This window comes from Archangium gephyra, from assembly GCF_042230915.1.
Classification (GTDB): Bacteria; Myxococcota; Myxococcia; order Myxococcales; family Myxococcaceae; genus Archangium; species Archangium gephyra_B.
The window spans coordinates 6,033,047-6,056,808 of the sequence record NZ_CP102578.1 but is presented as its reverse complement, the minus strand read 5'-3'; the positions used below and the strand labels follow the sequence as shown (position 1 = coordinate 6,056,808).

At 68.8% G+C, this 23,762-nt stretch carries 19 protein-coding genes; 8 read left to right on the top strand and 11 right to left on the bottom strand.

Going from position 1 to position 23,762, the window contains the following annotated elements; genetic code table 11:
• Positions 1 to 144 precede the first annotated feature (144 nt).
• Complete coding sequence (locus NR798_RS23725) at positions 145 to 1,494, bottom strand: MFS transporter (RefSeq protein ID WP_375764748.1); 1,350 nt, start codon at positions 1,492 to 1,494, stop codon at positions 145 to 147.
• A gap of 456 nt (positions 1,495 to 1,950) precedes the next feature.
• On the opposite strand from NR798_RS23725, the gene NR798_RS23720 reads away from it, so the two are divergent.
• Together NR798_RS23720 and NR798_RS23715 are read left to right on the top strand one after the other, a co-directional pair.
• Positions 1,951 to 3,831, top strand: a complete 1,881-nt coding sequence (locus tag NR798_RS23720; protein ID WP_375764747.1) for a RiPP maturation radical SAM C-methyltransferase — start codon at positions 1,951 to 1,953, stop codon at positions 3,829 to 3,831.
• Complete coding sequence (locus NR798_RS23715) at positions 3,818 to 4,522, top strand: DUF5825 family protein (RefSeq protein WP_375764746.1); 705 nt, start codon at positions 3,818 to 3,820, stop codon at positions 4,520 to 4,522. Before NR798_RS23720 ends, NR798_RS23715 begins: the two co-directional genes overlap by 14 nt.
• A gap of 17 nt (positions 4,523 to 4,539) precedes the next feature.
• Here the strand turns inward: NR798_RS23715 and NR798_RS23710 are convergent, their stop codons facing one another.
• From NR798_RS23710 to NR798_RS23695, 4 genes are all read right to left on the bottom strand, one after another.
• Entirely contained in the window at positions 4,540 to 7,116 is a 2,577-nt protein-coding gene (locus tag NR798_RS23710; protein ID WP_375764745.1) for an ATP-binding protein, read from the bottom strand.
• 26 nt (positions 7,117 to 7,142) lie between these two features.
• On the bottom strand, positions 7,143 to 7,739 hold the full coding sequence (locus NR798_RS23705; RefSeq protein WP_375773815.1) for an MEDS domain-containing protein: 597 nt from the start codon (positions 7,737 to 7,739) through the stop codon (positions 7,143 to 7,145).
• Positions 7,740 to 7,916: 177 nt separating this feature from the next.
• Positions 7,917 to 8,720 (bottom strand): ABC transporter permease, encoded by an 804-nt coding sequence (locus NR798_RS23700; RefSeq protein ID WP_375764744.1) that lies wholly within the window; start codon positions 8,718 to 8,720, stop codon positions 7,917 to 7,919.
• A gap of 3 nt (positions 8,721 to 8,723) precedes the next feature.
• Entirely contained in the window at positions 8,724 to 9,479 is a 756-nt protein-coding gene (locus tag NR798_RS23695; protein WP_375764743.1) for an ABC transporter ATP-binding protein, read from the bottom strand.
• Positions 9,480 to 9,627: 148 nt separating this feature from the next.
• Between NR798_RS23695 and NR798_RS23690 the strand changes: the two genes are divergently transcribed.
• Positions 9,628 to 10,836, top strand: a complete 1,209-nt coding sequence (locus NR798_RS23690) for a hypothetical protein (RefSeq protein WP_375764742.1) — start codon at positions 9,628 to 9,630, stop codon at positions 10,834 to 10,836.
• Positions 10,833 to 13,238, top strand: coding sequence for a hypothetical protein (locus NR798_RS23685; protein ID WP_375764741.1), 2,406 nt, complete (start codon positions 10,833 to 10,835; stop codon positions 13,236 to 13,238). The genes NR798_RS23690 and NR798_RS23685 overlap by 4 nt, the downstream gene beginning before the upstream one ends.
• Before the next feature lie 60 nt (positions 13,239 to 13,298).
• On the opposite strand, the gene NR798_RS23680 is transcribed toward NR798_RS23685, so the two are convergent.
• From NR798_RS23680 to NR798_RS23660, 5 genes are all read right to left on the bottom strand, one after another.
• Positions 13,299 to 13,577 carry a LysR family transcriptional regulator gene (locus NR798_RS23680; protein ID WP_375764740.1) on the bottom strand — a complete coding sequence of 93 codons (279 nt, stop codon included), beginning with the start codon at positions 13,575 to 13,577 and terminating at the stop codon, positions 13,299 to 13,301.
• Positions 13,578 to 13,694: 117 nt separating this feature from the next.
• Positions 13,695 to 13,832: a hypothetical protein gene (locus NR798_RS23675; RefSeq protein ID WP_375764739.1), complete on the bottom strand. Its 138-nt coding sequence runs from the start codon at positions 13,830 to 13,832 to the stop codon at positions 13,695 to 13,697.
• A 123-nt stretch (positions 13,833 to 13,955) separates the two neighbouring features.
• Entirely contained in the window at positions 13,956 to 15,758 is a 1,803-nt protein-coding gene (locus NR798_RS23670) for a DUF885 family protein (protein WP_375764738.1), read from the bottom strand.
• 119 nt (positions 15,759 to 15,877) lie between these two features.
• Positions 15,878 to 16,597, bottom strand: a complete 720-nt coding sequence (locus tag NR798_RS23665) for a phosphatase PAP2-related protein (RefSeq protein ID WP_375764737.1) — start codon at positions 16,595 to 16,597, stop codon at positions 15,878 to 15,880.
• Positions 16,598 to 16,693: 96 nt separating this feature from the next.
• On the bottom strand, positions 16,694 to 17,470 hold the full coding sequence (locus NR798_RS23660) for an enoyl-CoA hydratase-related protein (RefSeq protein ID WP_047857733.1): 777 nt from the start codon (positions 17,468 to 17,470) through the stop codon (positions 16,694 to 16,696).
• Between the two features lie 102 nt (positions 17,471 to 17,572).
• Here NR798_RS23660 and NR798_RS23655 point away from each other — a divergent pair, with 102 nt between their 5' ends.
• A complete protein-coding gene (locus tag NR798_RS23655) occupies positions 17,573 to 19,531 on the top strand; it encodes a TIM44-like domain-containing protein (protein WP_375764736.1) in 1,959 nt (652 codons plus the stop codon).
• A 59-nt stretch (positions 19,532 to 19,590) separates the two neighbouring features.
• Positions 19,591 to 20,286: a DUF2490 domain-containing protein gene (locus NR798_RS23650; protein ID WP_375764735.1), complete on the top strand. Its 696-nt coding sequence runs from the start codon at positions 19,591 to 19,593 to the stop codon at positions 20,284 to 20,286.
• Between the two features lie 4 nt (positions 20,287 to 20,290).
• Here the strand turns inward: NR798_RS23650 and NR798_RS23645 are convergent, their stop codons facing one another.
• Positions 20,291 to 20,872, bottom strand: a complete 582-nt coding sequence (locus tag NR798_RS23645) for a hypothetical protein (RefSeq protein WP_375764734.1) — start codon at positions 20,870 to 20,872, stop codon at positions 20,291 to 20,293.
• A 144-nt stretch (positions 20,873 to 21,016) separates the two neighbouring features.
• Here NR798_RS23645 and NR798_RS23640 point away from each other — a divergent pair, with 144 nt between their 5' ends.
• Both NR798_RS23640 and NR798_RS23635 read left to right on the top strand, forming a co-directional pair.
• Entirely contained in the window at positions 21,017 to 21,724 is a 708-nt protein-coding gene (locus NR798_RS23640) for a Coq4 family protein (RefSeq protein WP_375764733.1), read from the top strand.
• The gene (locus NR798_RS23635; protein ID WP_375764732.1) at positions 21,715 to 23,718 is read left to right on the top strand and encodes a pre-toxin TG domain-containing protein; all 2,004 of its coding nucleotides are present in this window, start codon (positions 21,715 to 21,717) and stop codon (positions 23,716 to 23,718) included. Before NR798_RS23640 ends, NR798_RS23635 begins: the two co-directional genes overlap by 10 nt.
• The last annotated feature ends 44 nt before the right edge of the window (positions 23,719 to 23,762 follow it).

Sequence of the window (23,762 nt, the reverse complement as noted above, 5' to 3'; positions counted from 1 at the left end):
CACCGTCTGCTCCGGCGCCTCGAGCAGCTCCCGGAGGATGCGCAGCAACTCCTTCGCGAAGGCGGCGCCGCCCTGCACGCTCACGACGGCGAGGAGCACGGCGGGGATGGGGGCAGGGCTCGAGGAGGACGCGCCGGGGGTCTATTACCGTTCTGCCCTGCCCTGCTCCTCCCTCCTGCTCGCCGGGCTGGAAGTCCACGGTCCCGGGAGGGCATCCGGAAGCTCCCGCTCCACACGCCGCACCCGTGGGTGCAGGACTCCTCCCAGCGAGGCAAGCACGGGAATCAGGCCCACGACGACGAACATCAACCGGAGCCCCTGCCCCGGGCCCGTCCCGAGCAACGGGCCGAGAGACCTCGCCAACGGCCCTCCCTGGGCCATCAGCGGCTCGAAGACGCGATCCGCCAGCGGCCCCATGCTCAGGTAGGCCAGCGGCATGGTGAACGACGCGACGGCCGTCCGGGTGGCGAAGACGCGTCCCTGCACTTCCGGCGCGACCTTGAGTTGCCAGACGGCGCGGCTCCAGGCAGCGATGGGCGGTACCCAGAGCATCGTCATGAAGGAGGCAACCATGAGGTACGGCAGGGACGAGCCCATGCCAGTCATCACCAGACTCAGCCCCAGGAGGAGCCCGCAGCCCAGGATGGCGCGTACGCGCCGCGCCGGCCCTCGCCACCCCGCCGCCGCGAAGCCTCCAACCACCAGGCCCACGCCGCCGCTCGCCATCACCTTCCCCAGCGCGGCTGGCGTCGCGAGCTTCAGGAGCAGCGGTGGCATCAGCACCTCCGCGCAGGCGAAGGCGAAGTTGACGGCGGCGTAGAGGAGCAGCAACCCCAACAGCCCGGAGCGCGCCGTGATGTAGCGCCACCCATAGGCCCCCTCGCGCAGCAGTGCACCCCTTTCCGCTGCGCGTGCTTCGAGGTGCTCCGGTCCGGCGAAACGGACGCTCAGCAGGGCGAGGCCGGAGAGGAGGAAGGCCGCCATCTCGAGGAGGAGGACGCCCTGGATGTGGACGAGGCCCACCAGCGCGTTCGCCAACAGGGGCGATGCGACGAACACCACTGAGCGCGCCAGCTCCGTCATGCCATTGGCCCGGGGGAGTTGCTCGCGGGGGACCATCTGCGGAAGGGCGGCGGAGTAGGCAGTCATCCGGAAGGCGCTGATGGCGGAGTTCAGCGCGACGATCATGCAGAGCAGCCACAGCTGCGGGCGCCCCGTCACCAGCAGCATCGCCATCAGCAGCGCGCACAACGCCGAGCACCCATCGCAGAGGAGCAGGATCCAACGGCGGTCCCGGCGATCCGCCGCCACTCCGGCCAGGGGCGACAGCAGGATGCCCGGCAAGGCGCCGGAGAAGGTGAGCAGCGCGAATTGTGTGACCGAGCCGGTACGTTGGTAGGTCCATACGCTCAACGAGAAGCTCGTCAGTCCCGAGCCCAGCTGGGCGAGCAGTTGGCCGCTCCAGACGACCCTGAAGGTCGGCGAGCAGGTCATGGGAGATCCGGTTTTCACTTTGCGGCTCATGCGGGCGCCTTCTGCGGATGGGCTCGGCTCCCGGCATTTGTGATGGGCCCCTATCGCTGTTCGAGCCAGGGCCAAGGGGCTCGCTCGGTCCCAGGGCCTCCAGCAGCCGGGCGGGGTCTTCCCGCTCCCCGCCGATTCGAGACCGTGCCCACATCACAGATTTCCGGAGGCTTCCCTACTCAGACAACGGGCACCGGCTCGCATGCCGCGAGTGGGTCGCCCGCGACACACCAGAAAGGAAGGAAGCCATGAAGAAGACGAACCTGCTCAGCTCTGCTCAAAGCGGTAACGCAATCTCGATCAGCATCGAGAAGGTGCGGACGGTCCAGAGCGCGCCGAGCAACTCGTAGTCCGGCGGAGCCCCACTTCAGCGGGGCCAGGGCGCCTGGCTTCCTGGCCCCGCCTTTCCTTTCTTCGAGCCTCACGATGCGAATCCTCTTGATATCGATGCCCTGGCATTCGCTGGACAGCCCCTCACTGGCCATCGGGCTCCTCCGGCAGCGGGTGAAGTGCTGTCGGGAGCAGCACGAGACCCTCGAGCTCCAGGCCTTCCTGCGATGGGCCGAGTTCCTGCTGGCGAGCTCCAACGGCCGCCTGCAGCCGTCCCACTACGTGCGCGTTGCGGAGCACGGCATCTTTCATGGCGTGGGGGATTGGATCTTCACTCCCGCGCTCTACGACGTCCCCGAGTGGAAGAGCGAGGAGTACGCGCACTATCTGTCCGGCGTGGGGCAGGACCCCGGGCCAGCGCTCGAGATGCACCGCCTCTCGAGCACCTTCATCGCGGCACTGGCGGACGAGGTACTCGCGCTCGGCTGCGACGTGGTGGGTTTCTCCAGCACCTTCATGCAGAACGTCGCCTCCCTGGCGCTCGCCCGGGAACTCAAGCGGCGCAAGCCGGAGCTCCTCACCGTGATGGGCGGAGCCAATTGCGATGGGCCCCAAGGGGCCGCGCTGCACCGCAACTTCGACTTCCTGGACTTCGTCGTTCGTGGAGAGGGCGAGCAGGCCTTCGTGGAACTGCTCGACGCGATGGGAGGGCACGGGAGGTACGCCGACATCGCCGGACTGTGCTGGCGCTCGGAGGGCAGCTCCATGGTGAACCCCGATCGGACCGCTCCCTTTCCCATGCAGCAGGTTCCCGCCCCCGACTTCGATTCGTACTTCGCAGCCCTGGAGACGTCACCGCTCCAGAACTACCTCGAGCCCAAGCTGGTGCTGGAGGGGGCCCGGGGCTGCTGGTGGGGTCAGAAGCACCACTGCACCTTCTGCGGGCTCAACGGGTCGATGATGATGTTCCGGAGCAAGCCCCCCACGCGGCTGTGGGAAGAGATACGGAGCGCGCTCGAGCGCTACAAGACGCTGGACGTGATGATGGTCGACAACATCATCGACCTCCGCTACTTCAAGGAACTGCTCCCACGTCTGGCCTCCTCGGATTGGGACCTGAGGATCCACTACGAGGTGAAATCGAACCTCACGCTGGAGCAGATCCAGCTGCTTCGGGCGGCTCGGGTCATGCACGTGCAGCCGGGCATCGAGAACCTCAGCTCGCGGGTCCTGAAGCTCATGGACAAGGGAGTGTCGGGCTGTCACAACGTGCAGGTCCTCCGCGACTGCCAGGCTGCGGGGCTCACCGTGTCCTGGAACTATCTGTACGGCTTCCCGGGCGAGGGGCCCGAGGATTACGAGAGCATCATCGAGCAGTTGCCGAACCTGGTGCACCTGCAGCCGCCCGGAGGCGCGACCCGCATCGCGCTCGAGCGGTTCAGTCCCAACTTCGAGCGTCCGTCTCTCGGGTTCGCCGAGCGGCGCCCGGCGCGCTTCTACTCCTACGTCTACGCGCTGCCCGAGCCGGAGCTGATGGACCTGGTGTATCTGTTCGACACGGCCGATGCGGGGCTGCGAGGGGAAAGCGAAGCGCGGCTGGAGCGCGCTGTCGATGGGTGGAAGGAGCTCCATGCCCGCAGCGAGCTGACCTGGTGCCAAGACGGAGCGCGGGTGTACCTTCGGGATTCGCGGGCGGACCGGCCTCCCGCCGAGTATTGCCTGGAGACGCCGGAAGAGGTGGCGCTCTACCTCGGGTTGCAGCGGCCGCAGGCCCCGGAGGGGCTCCAGCGGCTGCTGGAGAAGGAGGGAGTGCCGGTGACCACCTGGCAACTCGAGGAAAGACTCGCCGCCTGGAAGCAGCAGGGGCTGGTCTTCGAGGAGGGCGGACATTTCGTCGCGCTGGCGACGCGTGAGAACCGGCAGCGGGTGCGTGCTCCCCGGCGCCATGCCCAGGAGCGAGTCCATGAGAATGCATGACATGCGTACCCAGAGCCCCACCCGGCTGGATCTGCCCCTGGACACAAGGGGCTGGACCGGGCTGTCCGACGCGCTGGTGGCGGGCGGGCGGCAGCGGGATGTGTTCCTGCATTTGCAGGGCGCGGCTCCCACGGGTTGGCCTTCCGACGGGGAAATAGAGCGGCTCGTGGCGCTCGGGGTGGTGGAGGTCGAGGTCCCCTGGTGGATGGAGCTGGGGGAGGAGCAGCCCGAGCAGAGCATCCACTTCGTCCGGTTCCTGCGTGACGCGATGTCTCACGGTCTCCGGGTGGACTGGCGCGGGACGCTCACCGGCGAAACGCCGGCCTGGGCGCTCAACCACCTGGAGCCGCCGGCCTCGAGGGGAGAGGCAGCGGGGCGGCTCGCCGCGTGGCACGAGGGCCACCGCTACGGGTTGTGCTACTGGCGCTCGGGCCCCGGCTTCGTCCTGGTGAAGGATTTCCGAAAGGGGGAGCAGGAGGGGGCCCGCTTCACCTTGGACGACCCGAGCGCCCTGCGGGTCTTCGCCGCGCTCACGGTCCCCAGGCGCCTGGGCGAGGTGGCCATGGACGCGGAGGAGCAGCGCATCCTGGCCATCCTGCGAGAGGAGCAGCTCGCACTCCAATTTGGAGAGTGGTTGGTGGGAGTGCCCTACCGCATGCGCCGGTGGCCGATCCCCTTCCTGTCCATCTGACCCAACCGTCCGCAAGGTCAGGGGGGAGGCACCGTCTGCTCCGGCGCCTCGAGCAAGTCCCGGAGGATGCGCAGCAACTGGCCGGGCTCGATGGGCTTGACCAGGTGCATGTCGAACCCCGCCGCGTGCGCGCGGTGACGATCCGACTCCTGCCCATAACCCGTGATGGCCACCAGCTTGATGCCCTTGAGGGAGGGCTCCTGGCGCAGCCGCGACGCGAGCTCGTAGCCATCCATGACCGGAAGGCCTACGTCCAGCAGCGCGATGTGGGGCTGGAACGCGCTGGCCGCCTCGAGCCCGGTGGGACCATCCAGGGCCATCCGCGTGACGTACCCCTTCGTGTCCAGGAATTCGGTGAGCAGCTCGACCGAGTCGCGGTTGTCGTCCACCAGCAGGAGCCGCACGGAGCGGGGGTCTCCCCGGGGGGTGGGCGCTTCGGGCGCCAGGCGCCGCTCCCCGCTTCCCGCGGTGACGTGCTGCGTGAGGAGCGGCAAGCGGACCACGAACTCGCTCCCACGGCCCAGGCCCTCGCTGTGCACCGAGACCGCGCCGCCATGCAGCTCGACCAGGCTGCGGACGATGGCCAGGCCCAGGCCGAGTCCCCCCTGGGACCGGTCGATCGACCGGCCCTCCTGGACGAACATGTCGAAGATCCTCGGCAGGATGTTGGACGCGATGCCCGCGCCGTTGTCCCGGACGCGCACCACGGCCTGCTCCCCCTCCCCCACCGCGCTGACGACGATGCGTCCTCCGGGGTCGGTGTACTTCGCGGCGTTGTTGAGGAGATTCGCCAGCACCTGGGCGAGCCGCGCCGGGTCCCCGTCCACGAAGAGCGGTCCGGCCGCCGGAGGCAGCTCCAGGTGGTGCGAGCGCTGCTCCAACAGGGGCGCCGCCATCTCGGCGGCCTTGATCAGCACGGCCGTGAGATCGATTCGCCCCCGCTTGAGCTGGACCTTCCCGCGGGTGATGCGCGAGACGTCGAGCAGATCATCGACGAGCCGGGTGAGGTGCTCGACCTGCCGCTCGATGATGGTCCGCTCGCGCTCGAGGGCGCCGCCGTCCTTCATCCGCATCAACTGGAGGGCGGTGACCATGGGCGAGAGGGGATTGCGCAGCTCATGGCCGAGCATCGCGAGGAACTCATCCTTGCGGCGGTCCGCTTCGCGGGCCTCCTGGTAGAGGCGCGCGTTGTCGAGCGCCACGCCCGCGCGCAGCCCCAGCTCCTCGGCGAGCTCCAGTGTCTCGGTGTCGTAGCGGCCCACCTCTTCGCTTCCCAGGACGATGGCCCCGAGGACCCGGCCGCGCGCCGCGATCGGCGCCAGGACCGAGTTGTTCGTGACACAGGAGCGAGCCTCGCTCCTCGCCGAGAGCAGGGAGAGGCCCAGCTCCCGCGCGAGCCCGCGCTTGTCCGGCTCGCGGTGGATGGCCAGCGTCTTCGTCTCGTCGGCACCGGACGGGGTGCGCTCCACCATGTGGAGGACGACCCAGTCGGCGAACCGGGGCACCAGGAGCCGGGCCACCCAGGTGAGTGACGCCTCCAGATCCAACGAGGAGCCGAGCAGCGCGCTCGCTTCCGCCAGGAGATCCGCCCGCTGCTGCCTGGCTTCCGCCGTGAGCCGAGCCCTGCGCTCGGCCTCGAGCAGCCGGGCGCGATCACACGCCTGCGCCGCTTGATGGGCCAGGGCCTGGATGAACGCGCGCTCGTCGTCCTCGAAGGGCCGGGGCTCGGGGAAGTTGAAGCCGAGCGCGCCCAGGCACCGGTCATCGATCAGCAGCGGCACGGTGGCGTAGGTGAGCGCACGGCCACGATAGTCATTGCCGAAGAGGCCCCGCTTCTGGCGGAACGCCGCCGCGAGCGGCAGCTCGGCGTTCACGGGGATGAGCTGGTAGTCGCGCAGCAGCGTCTCGGGGTACCCCACGGCGCGGATCAGCCGCAGCCCGCTCCCGGTCTCGTCGGCCAGGTACATGCTGCCCGCGGTGGCGCCCATGGCGTCCAGGCCCCAGGAGAGGATCACCTCCGCCACCTGGACGGAGGTGTGCGTCCGCGAGAGCCCGTCCGAGACGGCGTGGAGCATGGACAGCACGGAGTTCACGCGCTGGAGCCGGCCCCGTTCCTCCGCGAGCCGCTGGCGTGCCCGTGCCTCGCGGCTCGACTGCAGCGCGAGCGCGGCCTGGTTGGCGATCAGCTGGAGCAGGTGCCGCTCATGCGCCGTGGGGAAGTTCTCCCGCCAGGAGCCGACGATGATCGTCCCGGCCTCCCCCGGGGGCTCGGCGGCGGCCAGCTGCACCCGGGTCCGGCCCACCGTGTTCGGCCGTGGCAGCTCGAAGACCCCACTCGCGGCCTGGAGCGCCTCGCGGTCCAGCTCCGGAGGAAAGCAGCAGTCGAGCGCCCCCTCCGGTCCGTGGATCTTCAGGAGCGCGACGTCCAGCCGCAGCCGCGACACGAGGATGTCGAGGGTGTTCCGGGCAAGCTCCTCCGGCTCCCTGCCCTGCCAGACGGAAGGCAGCTCGAGCAGGGCGTATAGATCATTGACCTGCCGGCGAAGCGCGAGTGCTCCCAGCTCGGCGAGCTCCGACAGGGTGGTGCGCTCCATGGTCAATGGAGGGCCGCCTTCCTGGCTCAGGAACGCCGGTCCCGCGTGGAGAGCTCCTCGGGCGGGACGTAGTACGGATTCTCACGGACCACGCCATCGACGAGCGCGTACGGGTGGGCCCGCAGGACGTCCATCACGCTCGTGCCATTGAAGCGGTTGAGATCGTAGACGCAGATCGCGGGCTGCTGCAGCCGGTTGAGCAGGTGGTTGACGCGGAACTCGTAATCGATGAAGCGCGCCGCTCCCGGCCGCTCCTCGAGCGCCCATTCCATGTGGCCCATCATGCGCACGCGGGAGAAGCCCTCGGCCCGGCTCGTCATCACCGCCTCCTCGAGGAGCGCCATCATCGAGTCCCCGTCGAACCGGCCCTCCTTGAGGTAGGCCTCGTTCCACCCCATCACCTCGAGCTGCCCCGTCCTCATGCAGTCACCGGTGGGCACGCCCATCCTCTCCAGGTGCTGGAGGTGATCATGTTTCAGGAGGGGATCGCAGATGTGGATCGCCTTCTCGCCCGCGTCGATTCCCTCGCGAATGTAGGAACCGAGCACCTCGTACTCTTCCTCGCGAGAGCGGAAGAACGCGGCGATATGAAAATGCTGGAGCTTCCTTCCCGCGATGGTCACGTCCCCCAAGGCCGTCCTCCTTGTTCAGGGTCAACGAGCTCCGGCCGCGGTCCCCCCCCGGCCGACGCCTCTTCGGCGAGGCTGTTGCTCCAGAAAATACTCCTGTGCTGGCGCAAGCGTTTCTCACGGCCCGAGAGGCCGTCCGCTACCGGACAGCGGCCCGGGAGGAAGGCGCGCCTAGCTCACACTCTCGGCGCTGTAGCGGGCGATGAGGCCGGTGCGCACGGCATGGCGGTAGACCCGGGTGAAGCACCCGCACGCCAGCAGGATGTAGAGGACGGCGAGCCCCACGCCCCAGAGCAGCGTGGCCGCCGAGAAGGCGCCGCCCGCGACAATCGTCCGCATGCCCTCGAAGACGTAGGACGGGGGCAGCAGGTGCGAGACGGCACGCATCCACTCCGGGAGCGTGGAGAGCGGATAGAAGACGCCCGCGAAGGGCGAGACCACGGCGGGAATGGGCCAGACGAACCACTCCGCGGACGGCCCGAGCCGCAGCACGATGGCGGCGCCGAAGATGCCCAGGGCAATGCCGAAGAGGAAGAGCACCAGCAGGAACGGCACGAGCAGGAGGCCGTAGGTGAACAGGGACAGGCCGAACGCCGCCCCCGCCACGAGCAGCATGACGAGCAGCCCGATCGAGCTGGTCGCGATGCTCGAGAGCACGAGGCCCCCGATGTACTCCGAGATGGAGAGCGGCGTGGCGAAGAGGTTGAGGAAGTTGCGCGACCACACGTCCTCGAAGAAGGCCATGGTCACGCCCTGCATGACGCGGGTCAGGAAGTCCCACAGGAGCACCGCGCCCAGGAGCGCGGGAACGAAGTCCAGGCCCGGCGCGGTGACGCTGTTGAGGTAGCGCGACATGAAGCCCCAGAGCACCATGTCGATGGCGACCCAGACGAAGAGCGGGAAGATGCGCGCGGGGCTCCCGCGGATGAGGTAGAACTGACGGAGGACGATGGCGGCGGCGCGGGTGATGGCCATGGCTCAGACTCGCTCCAGCGCGAGCGGCTCCCGCGCCACGGTGATGAACAGCTCCTCGAGGCTCGCCTTGCCGTGCTCGCGCGGCAGGCGCTTGGGGTCCCCCTCGAGCAACACCTTCCCGCGCGAGACGAAGAGGACGCGGTCGCAGACCTCCTCGACCTCGTACATGTTGTGCGAGGTCCAGAGCACGCCGCCGGTCCCCTGGGTGGCGAAGTCGCGGATCCGGGCGCGGATGTCCTGCGCCGTGGCGGGATCCAACGAGGCGGTGGGCTCGTCGAGCAGCAGGAGCTGCGGACGGTTGAGCATGGCCTTGGCCAGGGCCACGCGCGTCTGCTCTCCCGAGGAGAGCACGCCGCTCTTGGTGTCGCGGAACCGCACCAGGTCGAACTGCACGAGCAGCTCCTCGATGCGGGCCGAGAGCCCCTTCACGCCGTAGATGAGGCCGGAGACGCGCAGGTTCTGCTGGACGGTGAGGTTGCCGGGCAGGGGCGAGTAGACGGCGGCGAAGTTGGTGCGCTCGAGCGCCTGGGAGCGGCGCTTCGCGAGGTCCACGCCTTCGATGAGGATGGACCCCGCGGTGGGCTCGAGGACGCCGAGGATCATGTTGATGGTGGTGGTCTTCCCGGCGCCATTGGGGCCGAGCAGCCCGACGATCTCCTTGCGGCCCACGTCGAAGGAGATGCCGTCGACCGCGACGGTGGCGCCGTACTGTTTGCGCAGCGCCTGCACCGAGAGGACCCGTTCCCGCGTCGTGGGCATGCGGGCCTTCTACTACGTGGCTCCAGCGTCTATCCCTATCATTTTGAGCTAAAGTGGCAATTTGTGTTTAAGCTGGATTTCTGGCACATGACGGGAGCCGCTGGCGTCTCGCACGCCGCGGCAATCCCCCCACACCCCTCGTGTGTCCTTGATCCGATCCAACCCCTGGTACGTCCTGATGCCGCTGTGTCTGGGCATCACCGCCTGCACTGAGAACCGAACCCCCGCGGAGGCGCCCGCCGAGCCCGCGAAGAGTGCCGCGGCGATGCTGGACGAGCCCACCTTCGAGTCCATCCCCACTCCGGACGAGATGATCGCCCTGCTGCGCGAGAGCCTGCGCGACCCGGTGGACACGCCCGAGGAGGAGCAGTCCCTCCAGCAGTTGCAGGAGCAGCTGGGCACGTTCACCTACGAGCGGCCCAACACGATGGTGACGATGGAGCCCATCTTCGAGGGGCCCATGGGGAAGTCCTACCTCGCGGACAGGGAGTGGGCCGCCGAGCGCCTCGAGGCGCTCTATGGCGAGGACATGGAGATCAGCTGCCTGTCGCGGCCCTGCATCCAGTACGGCGACTTCGACGGTGACGGCAAGGTCGACCTGGTGGTGCAGGTGGGCGACGACGAGAGCGACAAGACGGGCATCGCCTTCCTCCTGGCCGACCAGACGCACGCCCTGCTCGGAGCGGGGCACCCGAGCCCGGTGGGTGATGATCTGATCTGGGCCGACGCCTGGAAGCTGGTGCCGCACTCGAGCGGCAAGGGCTCCGCGGTGGTGTTGAGCACGGCCACCCAGACGGCCCGCGCCGAGCTGTCGCCCGGGACCGGGCCCGACGGCTCCCATGAAGTGAGCACCCTCTGGGCCTGCGCGGCCACCCCCCAGGTGCCCGCGATGACCGGCCTCACCACGCCGAGCGGTCTCGTGACGCGCTCGGGGACCCTCGACGGCTCGGCCAGCTACGAGGCCTGGCAGCTCTTCGACACCAACAAGTCGAGCCTCTGGATCTCCGAGACGTGGACGTCCAACCCCGTCTGGGTGGGCTACGAGTGGAGCGATGGGCCCCGCTCCATCACCCGGTACGCGCTCACCTTCAACAACGGCTCGCTCACCTCGCGTGCCCCGCGTGACTTCACGCTGCAGGGCTGGGACGGCAGCACCTGGGTGACGGTGGACAGCCGCACCGGAGAGACCCAATGGGCCGGCGTCGAGCGGCGCCTGTACACCGTCTCCAGGCCGGGCTCCTACGGCAAGTACCGCCTGCACATCACCGACGACAACGACGATCGCGCGCCCATCGTCGCCATCTCCCTGGAGCGCTTCGAGCTCATCGGGGGCAACTGCACCGGGAGCACGCCGTGAAGATCCCCTTCCCTTCCCTGATCCGCGCACAGCTCGCGGCCTGCCTCTTCCTGACCGTGCTCGGCGTCTCCCTTCCGGCCTGGGCGTGGAAGCCCATCACCCACGTCTACCTCGCGGAGAAGGCCCGCGAGGAGCTCCTCGCCCAGAACGGCTACGTCTCCCTGAACCAGGTGGATTTCCACAACCGCCAGCTCCTGGGGCCGCTCGGCACCTGGCAGGTCTCCGCCCCCATCTACCAGGCGCTGCGCGACTACCCGGAGTACTTCCGCGCGGGCGTGCTGGGGCCTGACGCCTACCCGGACATCCTCTTCGGGCAGGGCGTCATCCACCCGGCCACGGACGACGACGGCAGCGACTCGGACCCCTGGCTGCGCCACCTCTACTCCAAGGCCAGCACCCCCCAGCAGCGGGCCTTCGTCATGGGCTTCCTCACGCACGCCGCTGGCGACATGTTCGCTCACACCCTCGTCAACCACTACGCGGGCGGGCCCTTCGACGTCACGACCCCCAGCAACGTCAAGCGGCACCTCGCCACCGAGGGACATGTGGGCCGCCGCACGCCCTTCCTGGGCGACGTCTCCATCAACAACCCGGACAACGACAACAAGCCCGAAGGCGTCCCAGCCCGCTACACCATCGACACCTCGGCGGTGAACACCTTCATCTACGACAACATGATCGACGCCCGGCGCTCGCGCGACGGACGCTCGGGCAACAAGGTCTGGCAGCTCACCCAGGGCACCTTGCCCAACAGCGTGCCGCGCATCTTCACCGAGCTGCGCGCGGGCCTCGAGGACAAGATCCACGGCTATTACGGGTACGTCGAATGGCTGAGGCAGCAGTACCGGGAGAACTGGGACCGGTGCACCTTCTACCGTCCCAACGCCTGCCGGAAGGCTCTCGAGTACAAGGCGCTGCTGCTGGCTTACCGCTTCATCAACGGCCTGCCGACCTCCTACGTGGAGGCCTGGGTCCGGGATATCGACCGAGGCCTGCAGGCCTGGCCGGCGACGAGCACCAAGGTGGCTCGCGCCTTGTTCATGCAGACCAACCACAAGGCCGACACCGAGTCGGAAGACCATGGGGCCAAGGCGGTCATCTTCACCTACGCGGAGGACCACCTGTGCTCGATGTCGGGCGCGCCGGATGCGCAGTGCCGGCTGTCCGCCACCGTGAGGCGGTTCCTCGCGGAGATCATCAACATCACGCTGTTCGATGAGCTCAAGGACGACATCCTCAACTTCATGGTCGACAAGGCCACTGGCGAGGATCTCGACTACTGGAAGGGGCTCATGGATCCGGAGCCCTATCAGGTCAACCAGGAGGTGCCCGCCAACCCGCCAAGCCCGCTCACCTCGAGCGAGCAGCTGGACCGGCTGATGGGGATCCCGGTGAGCGGCAATGCCGCGGACCGTTTCAACACGTACGCGTTCGCCCCGGCCTACAACACGTACACGGCCATCAAGATGTCCTTCCTCGACACGCGGGCGCAGTGGCACTCGGTGATTGGCACGACGGGTTGGACTCCCGCCAACCTGGACGTGCTCATGGACACGTACGATGCCCCCAACGGCTTCAACGGCCAGCTCATGCTGGGCTTCATGCGTTCGATGGACTGGGACAACCAGTGGGCGTTGCCCAAGCAGTCGTTGCTCTCGCGCAACTGCCACGTGTTCAATCGCTTCTTCATGCAGCAGACGGGAGACCTGTGGGAGAGCACCGATCCCGATGAGCAGGCCTACCTGAACAGATGGTGCAAGGAGGGCGGCAACAAGTTCACCTACCAGGGGTTCGGCTCGAAGTATGCCGTCCGGGAGATTCCCCTGCTCGAGGGAGAGACGCTCACGCTGGGCACCTGTGGTGTGAACGGGGCCTCGGGTTTCGGTGACACCCGGCTGACGCTGATGACGCCCTGGGGCACCCAGGCGGCATACAACGACAACGCGTGCGGCGGCAGCCTGTCCAACTTCACCTACACTGTCCCGCCTGGGGCCGGCGGCATGTACCAACTGCGCGCCAATTGCGCGGGATTGTTCTCCTTCTGCGGCGGCACGGTGGTGTGGACCATCGGCGGCTCGTTCTCCTACAGCGCGAGCAACACGAGCACCGCCACCGTCAGCACCACCAACCGCGAGCTCCCCCTGGTGGGAGGCCAGCGCCTCCAGGTGGGCACCTGCGGTGTGCCGGGCTCATGGGGCAGTGGAGACACCTTCTTGCGGTTGAGCAAGACGGGGCAGTCCGAAGTGGCCATCAACGACAATGCCTGCGGGGGAAGCCAGTCCTACCTCGAGTACGTCGTTCCCCAGGACACGCTCGGCACGCACCTGCTGCGCGCCGGCTGCGCCTCGAGCAACAGCTGTAGCGGCACGGTGAGCTACCTCCTCACCGACGCGTCCCTCTGAGCACCCCCTCGGGCCGGCCCGGTGTGCGCCGGCCCGGGGTGGGTGTTCGAGAACCGTGACTCAGTGGTCCGTGCGGTCCGCGCCGAGGCCGCGCACGGCGAGCACCGCCGCATCCACCTCGGCGAGGATGCGGCGCGCGTGGCACAGGAAGGCCTCGCCCGCGGGCAGCAGGCGCATGCCGCGGGACGTGCGCTCGAAGAGCCGGGTGCCCAGCTCGTCCTCGAGCGCGAGGATGTGGCGGCTGAGCGGCGGCTGGGAGAGGTGGAGCCGGCGCGCGGCGCGGCCCACGTGGCCCTCCTCGGCCACCGCGACGAAGGACTGGAGGTGTGTGAGGCTCACGGCCGGCGAGGTTAGCGCGCTCTCCGGTGCGGGTACACCCACGGAGCGTCCTCCCGCCCGGACGGTGTGCAACCGGGGACGGAGTCCCATGCCGGAACAGCATTGGACTCCGGGGCCTCAGCGGGGCCAGACCATGACCCAGACCCAGACCGGCGACCAGAGGGGCGCGGGCATGGGCGCGCGAGCCGTCGCGGGTGGGGCGTCACGGCGCTTGCGGAACTCGTCGAGGTTGATGACTTCGGCAGCCTGGTTCATGGCGGACACCGCTTTCCTGAAGTGGATCAATGCCACCGTCCCCATGGGGGACGCTCAGGACCATTATCGGAAGGAGGCGTCCGCCAGTTGCGCGGATTTTTGTCCGCCCCAGCGGATGGCGGTTCAGGGCGCCCCGGCGCGGGTCCTGGCCACCCAGGCGTCCACCCGCCGCTCGAGGATGTCCAGGGGCAGCGAGCCGTCGAGCAGCACCACGTCGTGGAACTCGCGGACGTTGAAGCGCGAGCCCAGCTCCCGCTCGGCCCGGGTGCGCAGCTCGCGAATCTTGAGCTGCCCCACCTTGTAGGCCAGGGCCTGCCCCGGCCAGGCGATGTACCGGTCGATCTCGTTGACGACATCCAGCTCCTGGCGCGGCGAGTTCTCCAGGAAGTAGTCGATGGCCTGCTGCCGGCTCCAGCGCCGGGCATGCATGCCGGTGTCCACCACCAGCCGGACGGCGCGCCACATGTCGTAGGCCAGCTGGCCGAACTTGTCGTACGGGTCGTCGTACAGGCCGAGCTCGTCCCCGAGGGTCTCGCAGTACAGGGCCCAGCCCTCGCCATAGGCCACGTAGTAGCCGTAGCGCCGGAAGGCGGGCAGCTGGCCCTGCTCGGCGGCGAGCGACGTCTGGAGGTGATGGCCGGGCACGGCCTCGTGCAGCGTGAGGGGGATCATCTCCCAGGTAGGCCGTGTCTCGGGGCGGTAGAGGTTCACCAGGTAGGTGCCGGCACGAGAGCCGTCGGACGCGGCCGGGTAGTAGAAGCCGGTGGTGACATCCGGGGCCATGGCCTCCGGGGTCGGCTCGACGCCATAGGGCAGCCGCGGCAGGGTCTTGAACAGCTTCACCAGGCGCGGATCGATCTGCTTGGCGAGCCCGCGATAGCGCAGCAGCAGCTCCTCGCCGCTCTTGCAATAGAACCGGGGCTCCGAGCGCAGGAACTTGAAGAAGTCGTGGAGCGAGCCCTGGAAGCCCGTCCTCGCCTTCACCGCTTCCATCTCGGCGCGGATGCGCTGGACCTCGGCCAGCCCGAGCTCGTGGACCTGGTCCGGGCTGAGGTTCGTCGTCGTGTACTTGCGGGCGAGGAAGCCATACAGCGCCTGTCCCTCTGGGAACTGCCAGATGCCCACCTGCTCGGGAGCCGCGGGGATGTACTCGCCCGTGAGGAACCGGTGGAAGCGCGTGAGCGCGGGCAGCACTCCGCGCTCGATGGCGGCGCGGCCCGCGGCGGACAGCCGCTGCTGCTCGGCCGGGGAGATGCTCGAGGGGAAGCGCGTGAAGGGGCTGTAGAACCCACTCTTCGTGGGATCTTCCACGAGCTGCCGCTCGATTTGAGGCGGGATGCGCCGCAGGATGATCTGGGGATGCATGAGGCGCTCGCGCATGCCCTCGCGCATGAGCGCCATGATCTGATCCACGTAGGTGCCGAAACCGCCGAGGCGGGTGATCCACTCCTCGTAGTCCTTCACCGTCGCGAAGCGCAGGGTGTCCGCGAGCTGGTAGGCCGTCTGAATGCCGGGAGGCTGCTTGATGCCCTCGGGGATGCTGCCCACCTGGTTGACGGGCAGCAGGTACCACTTGAAGCGGTGCTCCTCGACCCAGGTCTCGTAGTCGCGGCGGAACAGGTCGTAGTTGAGCTGGTCCTCGGCCGGGAGCCGCTTGCGATCCAGCTTCTGGAGCTGCGCGAGGATCTGGAGGTTGTGCTGGTGGTCCGCCTCGATGGCGGAGAGGCCGAGGTCATCCCAGCGCCCGTTCCAGCGGCGGTCCCCGAGCACCGAGGCATAGGTGGGGCTGTGCTCCAGCTGGTACTGCCACTCGCGCTCGATCAGCGTGTGGAGCGTGGTGGCGGGGGTGTTCTTCTTCTGGGCGCCCGCGGTGAGGGGGAGTGTCGCGATGAGGCCCACGGCGAGCCGGCGGACTGCTTGCAGCATGGATCGTCCTCGGATTTTCAAGGCGAAGGAGCCAGGTTCACGTCAAGGCGCTGGCCGCGCCGGTGCAGCACCCGCTCGATGCGCCGTGCGGTGGTGGGGGCGGAGGACATGGCGCCCCATCATGGCACATCCGCTTCAGGCCGAAGGCCCACGGGGGCATTGAGCAGCCTCCGCACGTCCCCTTCGAAGAGCACGAAGACCGAGAAGGTGATGGCGTACGCGCCGATGACGTCGATGGTGTAGTGCAGGTGCGAGAGGAAGACGCTCGCCACCACCAGCACGTGGCCCACGAGCATCACGGCCCTCAGGCTCGGAATGCGCCAGACGTAGAGCAGGAGCAGGAAGGTGGTGGCCGTGTGCCCGGAGAAGAAGAGATCCTTGGTGAGGTACGTGTGCGGCGTGTTGGCGCCCAGCACGTCCATCGGGGACACCAGTTGGAGGAAGGCCCGCGCGCGAGTCGCCGCGTCCATGCCGGCGTTGACGTCCGCGCCCCGTACCGGCCCCAGGCCGGTGGCGAGGATGCAGAGCCCGCGCAGGAGCGCCAGCATCCCGCTCGCCACCGTGTAACGGCAGAAGCGGGGGGCGTCCTCCTTGAGCAGCAGCAGCGCCACGGGCAGGTACGCGAGCGTCCACAGCGCGTAGTTCCAGCGATCCACCCAGGGCACATAGGGCATGTGCGCCAACAGCAGGTCCGGCAGATGCGGGGCTGGACGCGCCTCGGCGAGGAGCACCAGCCACAGCATCACCGCGTAGCACGTGGCTCGAAAGCCCAGCGCGAGCACGACCCGAGCGATCAACGACAGCGCACGGGAGGGTGCCGGCGCGGAGAGGACATCCATGTCCCAGCGTCATGCCCGATCGTCACGGAATTGAAAACCGACATCGGGTGCGTGTGCCACCAGTGGGCTGCACGGCCTCTCCACCGGCTTGGCGCGTCAGCGGCCCTTGTAGGCGGGCTTGCGCTTCTCGGCGAAGGCCTTGAGGCCCTCCAACCGATCCTCGGTGGCGAGCACCTTCTCGTAGTGGCGCAGCTCCAGCGCGAGCGCCTCGTCCAGCTCCAGCGACAGGCCCTCGTCGATGGCGTGCTTGGCCGTGGCCACCGCGATGGGCGCGTTCTCCACGATGCTCTCCGCCATGGAGTACGCCGTGTCCAGCAGGTGCCCCTCGGGCGCCAGCCGGTTCACCAGCCCGATGCTGAAGGCCTCCGCCGCGTTGAGCCGCCGCCCGGTGAGGATCAGATCCTTCGCCCGTCCCGGCCCCACCAGCCGCGCCAGCCGCTGCGTCCCGCCCCCGCCGGGAATGATTCCCAGCTTCACCTCGGTCAGCCCCAGCTCGGCCGCTGGTGCCGCCACCCGCAGGTCGCACGAGAGCGCCAGCTCCGTCCCCCCGCCGAACGCCGCCCCGTTGATCGCCGCGATGAACACGCAGTCGCTCTTCTCCAGCGAGCGCAGGGTGCGCCGCAGCCCGTCGAGGAACGCCCGCACCTCCGGCTCGCTCATCGTGCCGCGCTCCTTGAGGTCCGCCCCCGCGCAGAACGCCTTGTCCCCCGCCCCGGTGATCACCACCGCCCGCGTGTCGTGACCGCGCGACACGCGCGTCACCATCTCCTCGAACTCCTTCAACATCGCCCGGCTGATGGCGTTGCGCCGCCCCTCGCCGTCGATGGTCCAGATCTCGATGGGTCCTCGTGCGTCGACCTTGAACTCCGCCATGTACCCTCCCTTACCGGGCCCTACACCGGGCCACCAATCGATCTCCCAGCCTGCGGCGACTCGACGGGCCTGACAAGGCGGAAACGGTTACTCTTTTGGGCGATGCGCACTGCATGGAACCGCTCCCTCGCTCGCTGGGCTCCCTGGCTCCTCCCAGGCCTCGGGCTCGCGCTGCTCGTCGTCCCCCTCGTGGCCCTCGCCCGCGGCGGCGGGGGCGAGAACTACACCGCTCGCGACCGTGACTCCGGCGGCGGCGGGGGCAGCGTCCCCATCGAGCTCATCTACTGGCTCCTGCGGCTCACCTTCCGCTACCCCCACGTCATGCTGCCGCTGATCGGGCTCGGGGTGGCCGCCTGGTACTTCTACCAGCGCAACCTCCACCCCACCGGCGCCACCCAGCGGGCCTTCCAGCAGCGCGAGGCCGAGCAGCGCACCACCGTCTCCACGCGCGACGTCCAGGGTTGGGTCAACGCCCTGCGCCTGAAGGATCCCCAGTTCGAGCTCCAGCCGCTGCTCGACCGGACGCGGCAGCTCTTCCTCGCCCTGCAGGACGCCTGGTTCGACCGGGACATGTCCCCCGTGCGGCCCTTCCTCTCGGATGCCACGTACCAGCGCTTCGAGGTGCAGTTGAAGCTCATGAAGGACCAGGGCGTGCGCGACGCCATCACCGACATCGAGGTGATGGACGTGCAGCTGATTGGCCTGGACCAGAGCCAGTGGTTCGACACCGTCCACCTGCGCGTGAAGGCGCGGATGCGCGACTCGGAGGTCGCCGCCTCCGCCTCCCAGGCCGAGGCCGTCGCCGCCGCGAAGCGCGCGCCCCTGGAGGCCTTCACGGAGGTCTGGTCCTTCGTGCGCAAGCCCGGCGTGCAGACGCGCATCGGCGAGGATCTCTTCCAGGGCAAGTGCCCCCACTGCGGCGCGCCGTACAAGGGCGGGGCCACCAACCGCTGCGAGTACTGCAACGCCATCGTCAACTCGGGCAACTACGACTGGACGCTCTCGGAGATCACCCAGGGCATTGAACACGTGCGCCACTACGCCATGGTGGACAACCTGCGCGAGGCGCGCGAGGCCGATCCGGCCCTCAACCTGGAGATCCTCGAGGACCGCGCCTCGCTGCTGTTCTGGAAGTGGATCGACGCGCAGAGCCGCGGCACCACGAAGGCCCTGCACAAGGTGGCCGCGCCCCAGGCCATCGGCCGGCTCGACGAGGAGCTCGAGGGGCTGCGCCAGGAGGGCCGGCGCAAGGTGTTCCTGGAGTGCGCCGTGGGCGGGGTCATCACCCGTGGCTTCGAGTTGAACCCGGACGGCTTCGACCGGGCGCACATCGAGGTGCGCTGGAGCGCCCGGCTGGGGATCGGCCCGGCCAACGAGCGTCCCCCAGCCCTGCCGACGGTGCCGCAGCGCTGGGTCTTCACGCTGCTGCGCCAGCACGGCGCCCAGACCAATACGGACAACGGCATGTCCACCAACCGGTGCCCCCAGTGCAACGGGCCGCTCACCGAGTCGGCCGCCACCACGTGCGACTACTGCGGTGCGGCACTCGGCAGTGGCGAGCGGGACTGGGTGCTGGCCTCGGCGGATCCCTTCGAGTCCTGGAATGCCCGTGAGCAGCGGCGTTTCGAGGCCGCCCCCCAGGGCCCCCGGCGGAGGAACACCGTGCGCACGCCCGCGGCGGACGAGGCGGCCTTCGCCCGGGCGCCGGGGGATGACGTCATCACGGATCCCGAGGAGCGCCAGCGGCTGCTGTACATGATGGCCGCGCTCGCCGCCTCGGATGGCACGGTGGATCGCACCGAGCGCAAGCTGCTCGAGCTGTGCGCACGCCGCTGGAGCGTGCCCTGGAGCAACGTGGAGATGGCCCTCAACACGGGGCCCCAGCTCTTCACGCGGCTCGTCCAGCGCCGCACGCCCGAGGCCGAGGTCTTCCTGCGCAACCTCGTCGAGATGGCGCTCGTGGACGGGCGGATCGATCGCAAGGAGCGGCGGATGCTCGAGTTCGCCGCCGGCCATCTGGATCTCTCGGACAAGCTGCCGGAGCTGCTGCGCGAGCGGTAGTGCACGCTCGCGGAAGCTGGCGCTGGAGCCCGTCGGCACGTTGCGGTAATGCGTGCCGCATGCGACCCATGCTCCTGCCCCTCCTGGGCGTGCTCCTGATGCTGCCGGCCCCCTCCGCCGAGGCGCGGCCGGTCAACTCCGAGGCCCAGGGTTGGTATGCCGCCATCGCCCAGGGACCCATCGACAGGCCCTTCCTCTACAGCCTGGAGCTCCAGCCACGCGTGGGGCAGAACGATGGCCGCCTCATCCTGCGCTCGGCCCTGGGCCTGGCCTTGCCCGTCCCGGGGCTGTCCGTATGGCTCGGCTACGCGTGGATTCCCGTCTGGGCCTGGAGCGACGAGGACCCCACGGTGCGACTCAACGAGAGCCGTCTCTATCAGCAGCTGCTCTACAACACGGCGCTGGGGCCGGTGAAGCTGGTGAGCCGGACCCGGCTGGAGCAGCGCCTGCTGGCCTCGGCGTCCGGGGCGTCCCACCGCGTCCGGACCCTGCTGCGCGGGGCGTATCCGCTGGATGCCGAGGGCACCTTCTCCCTGGTGCTCTGGGACGAGGTGTTCTTCCACCTCAACACGGTGGAAGGAGGCCCCCGGGCCGGCTTCGATCAGAACCGGGCCTTCGTGGGCGCGGCGTGGAAGCTGTCCCCGCATGTGGCGCTGGAGGTGGGCTACCTCAACAACTTCATCCGCCGGCCCACGGCTCCGGCGGATGCGATGATCCACGCGCCCTACGTCTTCACCGTCTTCAACTACCTGTAGCGGCTCACACCACGACTTCGCGCCGCGGCAGGGTGAGCGGTACCTGGCTGGTCTCGTCGGTGTAGCAGAGGACGAGATACGCCAGGGTGAGCGGGAGCGTGAGGACGACGGCGACGGCGGTGAGGCCGGCCACCCCGGAGAGCACGGCCAGGACGAGCCAGTTGAGGAAATAGCCCGCCCAGTCCTTCCTGCGCTGGAAGATGCGGCCGCTCTCGGAGATGGCGTCGAGCGTGTTGCGGCCATCGGCGGCCAGCATGGGGGCGTGGAACCAGTAGAGCGAGAGCAGCACGCCCGGCACGATGAGGAGCATGTAGCCGATGGCGATGGGGATGCCCATGGCCAGGGCGAGCCCCCAGCTCTTGAGGAAGTTGCCCTGGCGCTCGAAGGTGGCCTGCCACCGGACGGAGCGTCCGGTGCGGGAACACTCGAGCACCTCCTGGAGCAGGTTGAGCGAGAACCAGGGTCCGAGGATGACGACCATCCACCCCACGATCGCCACCAGTCCGCCGAGCAGCAGGCCCCCGGCGTTGGCCAGAAAGAAGTCCCAGGTCCGCTTGATGCGTTGATCGATGTGCGAATCCATCATGGCGTGCAGGTCTCCGTCAGCGGGGGCTCCCTGCCCCCCTGTCATGCAATGGAGTGCACAGCGGCGATTTGTGACCCCCCGGGTCCGAGCGTGGCCGGCGGGCCCTCGCCAGGCAGGCCGTGCCTGAGGCAACATCCTTCCACCATGCACGTACAGCCCATGCCCGGACTGCCCCCGCTCCCGACGCTCCCCGAGAACCCCTCGCTGCTCGCCCGCCTGCGGGTGGGCCTGCAGACCCTCCAGGTGTTGAAGGTCGAACCCACGAATCCCGCTTTTGGCGCCCTGTTCTACGACAGCGTGGAGATTGGCAGGTGCGCGGAGCTCGCCCGCCAGTTCTCCCGCCATGCGGAGGGCCGCCGGCTGCTCGCCGAGAAGCCCTCGCTGAGTGCCGGAGAGCTGGACCTGGAAGGGATGGAGAAGCTGCAGCCGGGAACGTTTGGCCACGAGTTCGCGCGCTACTACCGGGAGAAGGGCCTGCAGCCCATTGAGACGCTCAGCCCGCCGAAGAACGACGCCCAGTACCTCGCGAAGCGCCTGCGCGAGACGCATGACTTCATCCACCTGGTGACCGGATACGGCACCGATGTCATGGGCGAGATGGAGGTGCAGGCCTTCAGCCTGGGCAACCTGCACCTGCGCACCTCGCTGATCATCCTCCTCAACACGGCGAGGGAGGTGCCCCAGCAGATTCCTGGTTTCGATGCGGCCGTGTACATGAGGCGGTTGTGGGCCGCGTTCCGGCGAGGGGCCGACTCCCGGCAGTTCGCCAGCTTCCGGTGGGAGGACCACTGGGCGACGCCGCTGGCGCTGCTGCGCGAGCAGCTCGTCGCCCCCGCGGAGGAGTGGAACTGACGCGCCCCGCGGCGCTCCTGGCGGTCGTGCTGCTGGTGGCATCGACCGCGTGCCGGAATCACACGGACAGCAACCTGGGCCAGCGTCTGGGATTCACCCTGGAGTTTCCGGGCAGGAAGGTAGGCCTGGGCATGAGAGCCCCGGCGGACTGCGGAAACGGGACGCTGGAGGGAACGCAGGAGGTGCGTGTCAGGGCCTGGGCGGCGGCGCGCGGATTGAAGCGCAAGGGGGCGTGGCTGACGCTCGGGCTGCGGGTGGAGGGCGAGCGGGTCCGGTTGCTCGGCCTGAGCGCGCACGAAGGGAGCGGCGCCGAGGCGAAGGCCGAGGAAGCCGAGCGCTTCCGCGGCCTGGTGGAGTGGGCGCTCTACCGGTACGTGAGGGAGCAGCGATGCGAGGTGGTGCTGACGTTGCGGCGGGGCGAGGGCATGTGGAGCGAGGAGGCGGAGTCCACGGGTCCGGTGCTCTCGGCCACCCTGCCCCAGGCGCCCTATGAGGTGTTCCTCCGCCACCAGCGGGAAGCGCTGCGGGCCCCGGGCCACTCGGAGGAGGCTCGCGGCGAGGCCCTGACGGCGCTCCAGAGGTTGGAGCAGTGGCTGCTGCTGCAACCGGACGAGGCACTGCGCGAAGCCCCCTCGCCCCTGGAGAAGTACGTGACGCTGCTGGAGGAGGAGCGGCAGCGGGAGGTGCGTTGGCGGGCCGTGCAGCGCAAGCTGGCCGAGTACGAGGAATGGGGGCGCAAGCTGCTGGCCACCTACGTGCCGCCGCCCCGCCGCCTGGAGCCGGGCTACCTGTTGAGCGAGTCGCCCCTGCGCGAACAGTCCCTGCGGGCACTGGGCAGTGCCACGCTGGCCTGGGCCTATGCGCATACGGAGGATCCGGATTTCCTGAAACGTACGCCCGACGAGGTGGCCCTCTACCTGCTGGCGAGCCGCTCCGCCCTGGCCTCCGTGGTGCAACTGGGCCGCATGGCGCCGGTGCAGCTGGACTACAACGCGGCCTTCGACCCGGAGGTGTACAAGCCCGAGGAGCTGGTGCTCGAGCTGCTGGTGGGCCTGACTCCGGGAGTCGGTGAGGCAGCGGATACGAGTGCGGCCGTGACTGGCAAGAGCCTCACTGGCCACCAGCTCACCCGCCCCGAGCGCGTGGTGTGCGCGCTGGCGGTGCTGGTGCCCTTCGTGGCTGGCGCCGTGCTGATGCGAGGCGGGGACGAGGGGGCGGAACAACTGGCGCTGCTCACCGGCCGCAGCCTGGACGAGGTGCGGGTGCTCTCGCGCGTGGCCTCGCACCTGTCTCCCGGAGACGCGAAGGAAATCGAGCGACTGATGGCGGCGGCCGCCCGGGGCCACACCTTCAGCAAGGAGGAGCTTCAGTTTCTCCAGCGGGTGGCACGAGGGCTGGAGGCACCGTTGCGAGATGCGGCCGGTGCGCTGAAGGTGGGCCAGAAGGTGCCGCTGCTAGGCGTGCGCACGCTCACGGACGGCAGCCGGCTACTACCCGGCACGCCCATGCACAAGGCCCAGCGCTGGGTGGACTACCAGTTCCGCCACCCGGAGAAGTACCGCCGCTTCTCCTTCCAGCCGGACGCCGACTGGGAGCGCATGTACGAGTCCATCCTCAAGAACCGGCAGGCGGGCAATGCCTTCGAGGACACCATCCTCCAGGCGGGAAGATACGAGCGCAACAGCGCGATGATGATGCCGCCGCCGGGCAGCCGCGTTCAGGGCTTCATCCCCGACTCAGTGAAGGACAACCCCGCGGAGCTGGTGTGGGGACAGTCCTACCGCTTCGTCGAGGCCAAGGCGCGCAAGGAGCTGTCCCTCTCCGGCAACCTCGAGGCCATGATCGAGTATGTGGAGGCATACGGCGGTCACCTCGAGCTGTGGGTCCGTTCCGCCAATCATGCAGATGGCGCAACGCATCTTTCACAACCGCTCCAGCTCCGTTTGGACCGTCTGGAATCACAAGGTAAAGCTGTCGTGAGAACACATCCATGATGCGCTCGGCCACAGGGCTTGATCTCAGAATACAGCTTCCACCA

Excerpts from the sequence above, each read along its gene's own strand:
- NR798_RS23700 (WP_375764744.1), bottom strand. The coding sequence starts at position 8,720 with ATGGCCATCACCCGCGCCGCCGCCATCGTCCTCCGTCAGTTCTACCTC.
- NR798_RS23715 (WP_375764746.1), top strand. The coding sequence starts at position 3,818 with ATGAGAATGCATGACATGCGTACCCAGAGCCCCACCCGGCTGGATCTG.
- NR798_RS23725 (WP_375764748.1), bottom strand. The coding sequence starts at position 1,494 with ATGACCTGCTCGCCGACCTTCAGGGTCGTCTGGAGCGGCCAACTGCTC.
- NR798_RS23695 (WP_375764743.1), bottom strand. The coding sequence starts at position 9,479 with ATGCCCACGACGCGGGAACGGGTCCTCTCGGTGCAGGCGCTGCGCAAA.
- NR798_RS23640 (WP_375764733.1), top strand. The coding sequence starts at position 21,017 with ATGCACGTACAGCCCATGCCCGGACTGCCCCCGCTCCCGACGCTCCCC.
- NR798_RS23720 (WP_375764747.1), top strand. The coding sequence starts at position 1,951 with ATGCGAATCCTCTTGATATCGATGCCCTGGCATTCGCTGGACAGCCCC.
- NR798_RS23645 (WP_375764734.1), bottom strand. The coding sequence starts at position 20,872 with ATGATGGATTCGCACATCGATCAACGCATCAAGCGGACCTGGGACTTC.
- NR798_RS23670 (WP_375764738.1), bottom strand. The coding sequence starts at position 15,758 with ATGCTGCAAGCAGTCCGCCGGCTCGCCGTGGGCCTCATCGCGACACTC.
- NR798_RS23710 (WP_375764745.1), bottom strand. The coding sequence starts at position 7,116 with ATGGAGCGCACCACCCTGTCGGAGCTCGCCGAGCTGGGAGCACTCGCG.
- NR798_RS23655 (WP_375764736.1), top strand. The coding sequence starts at position 17,573 with ATGCGCACTGCATGGAACCGCTCCCTCGCTCGCTGGGCTCCCTGGCTC.
- NR798_RS23675 (WP_375764739.1), bottom strand. The coding sequence starts at position 13,832 with ATGAACCAGGCTGCCGAAGTCATCAACCTCGACGAGTTCCGCAAGCGC.
- NR798_RS23660 (WP_047857733.1), bottom strand. The coding sequence starts at position 17,470 with ATGGCGGAGTTCAAGGTCGACGCACGAGGACCCATCGAGATCTGGACC.
- NR798_RS23650 (WP_375764735.1), top strand. The coding sequence starts at position 19,591 with ATGCGACCCATGCTCCTGCCCCTCCTGGGCGTGCTCCTGATGCTGCCG.
- NR798_RS23665 (WP_375764737.1), bottom strand. The coding sequence starts at position 16,597 with ATGGATGTCCTCTCCGCGCCGGCACCCTCCCGTGCGCTGTCGTTGATC.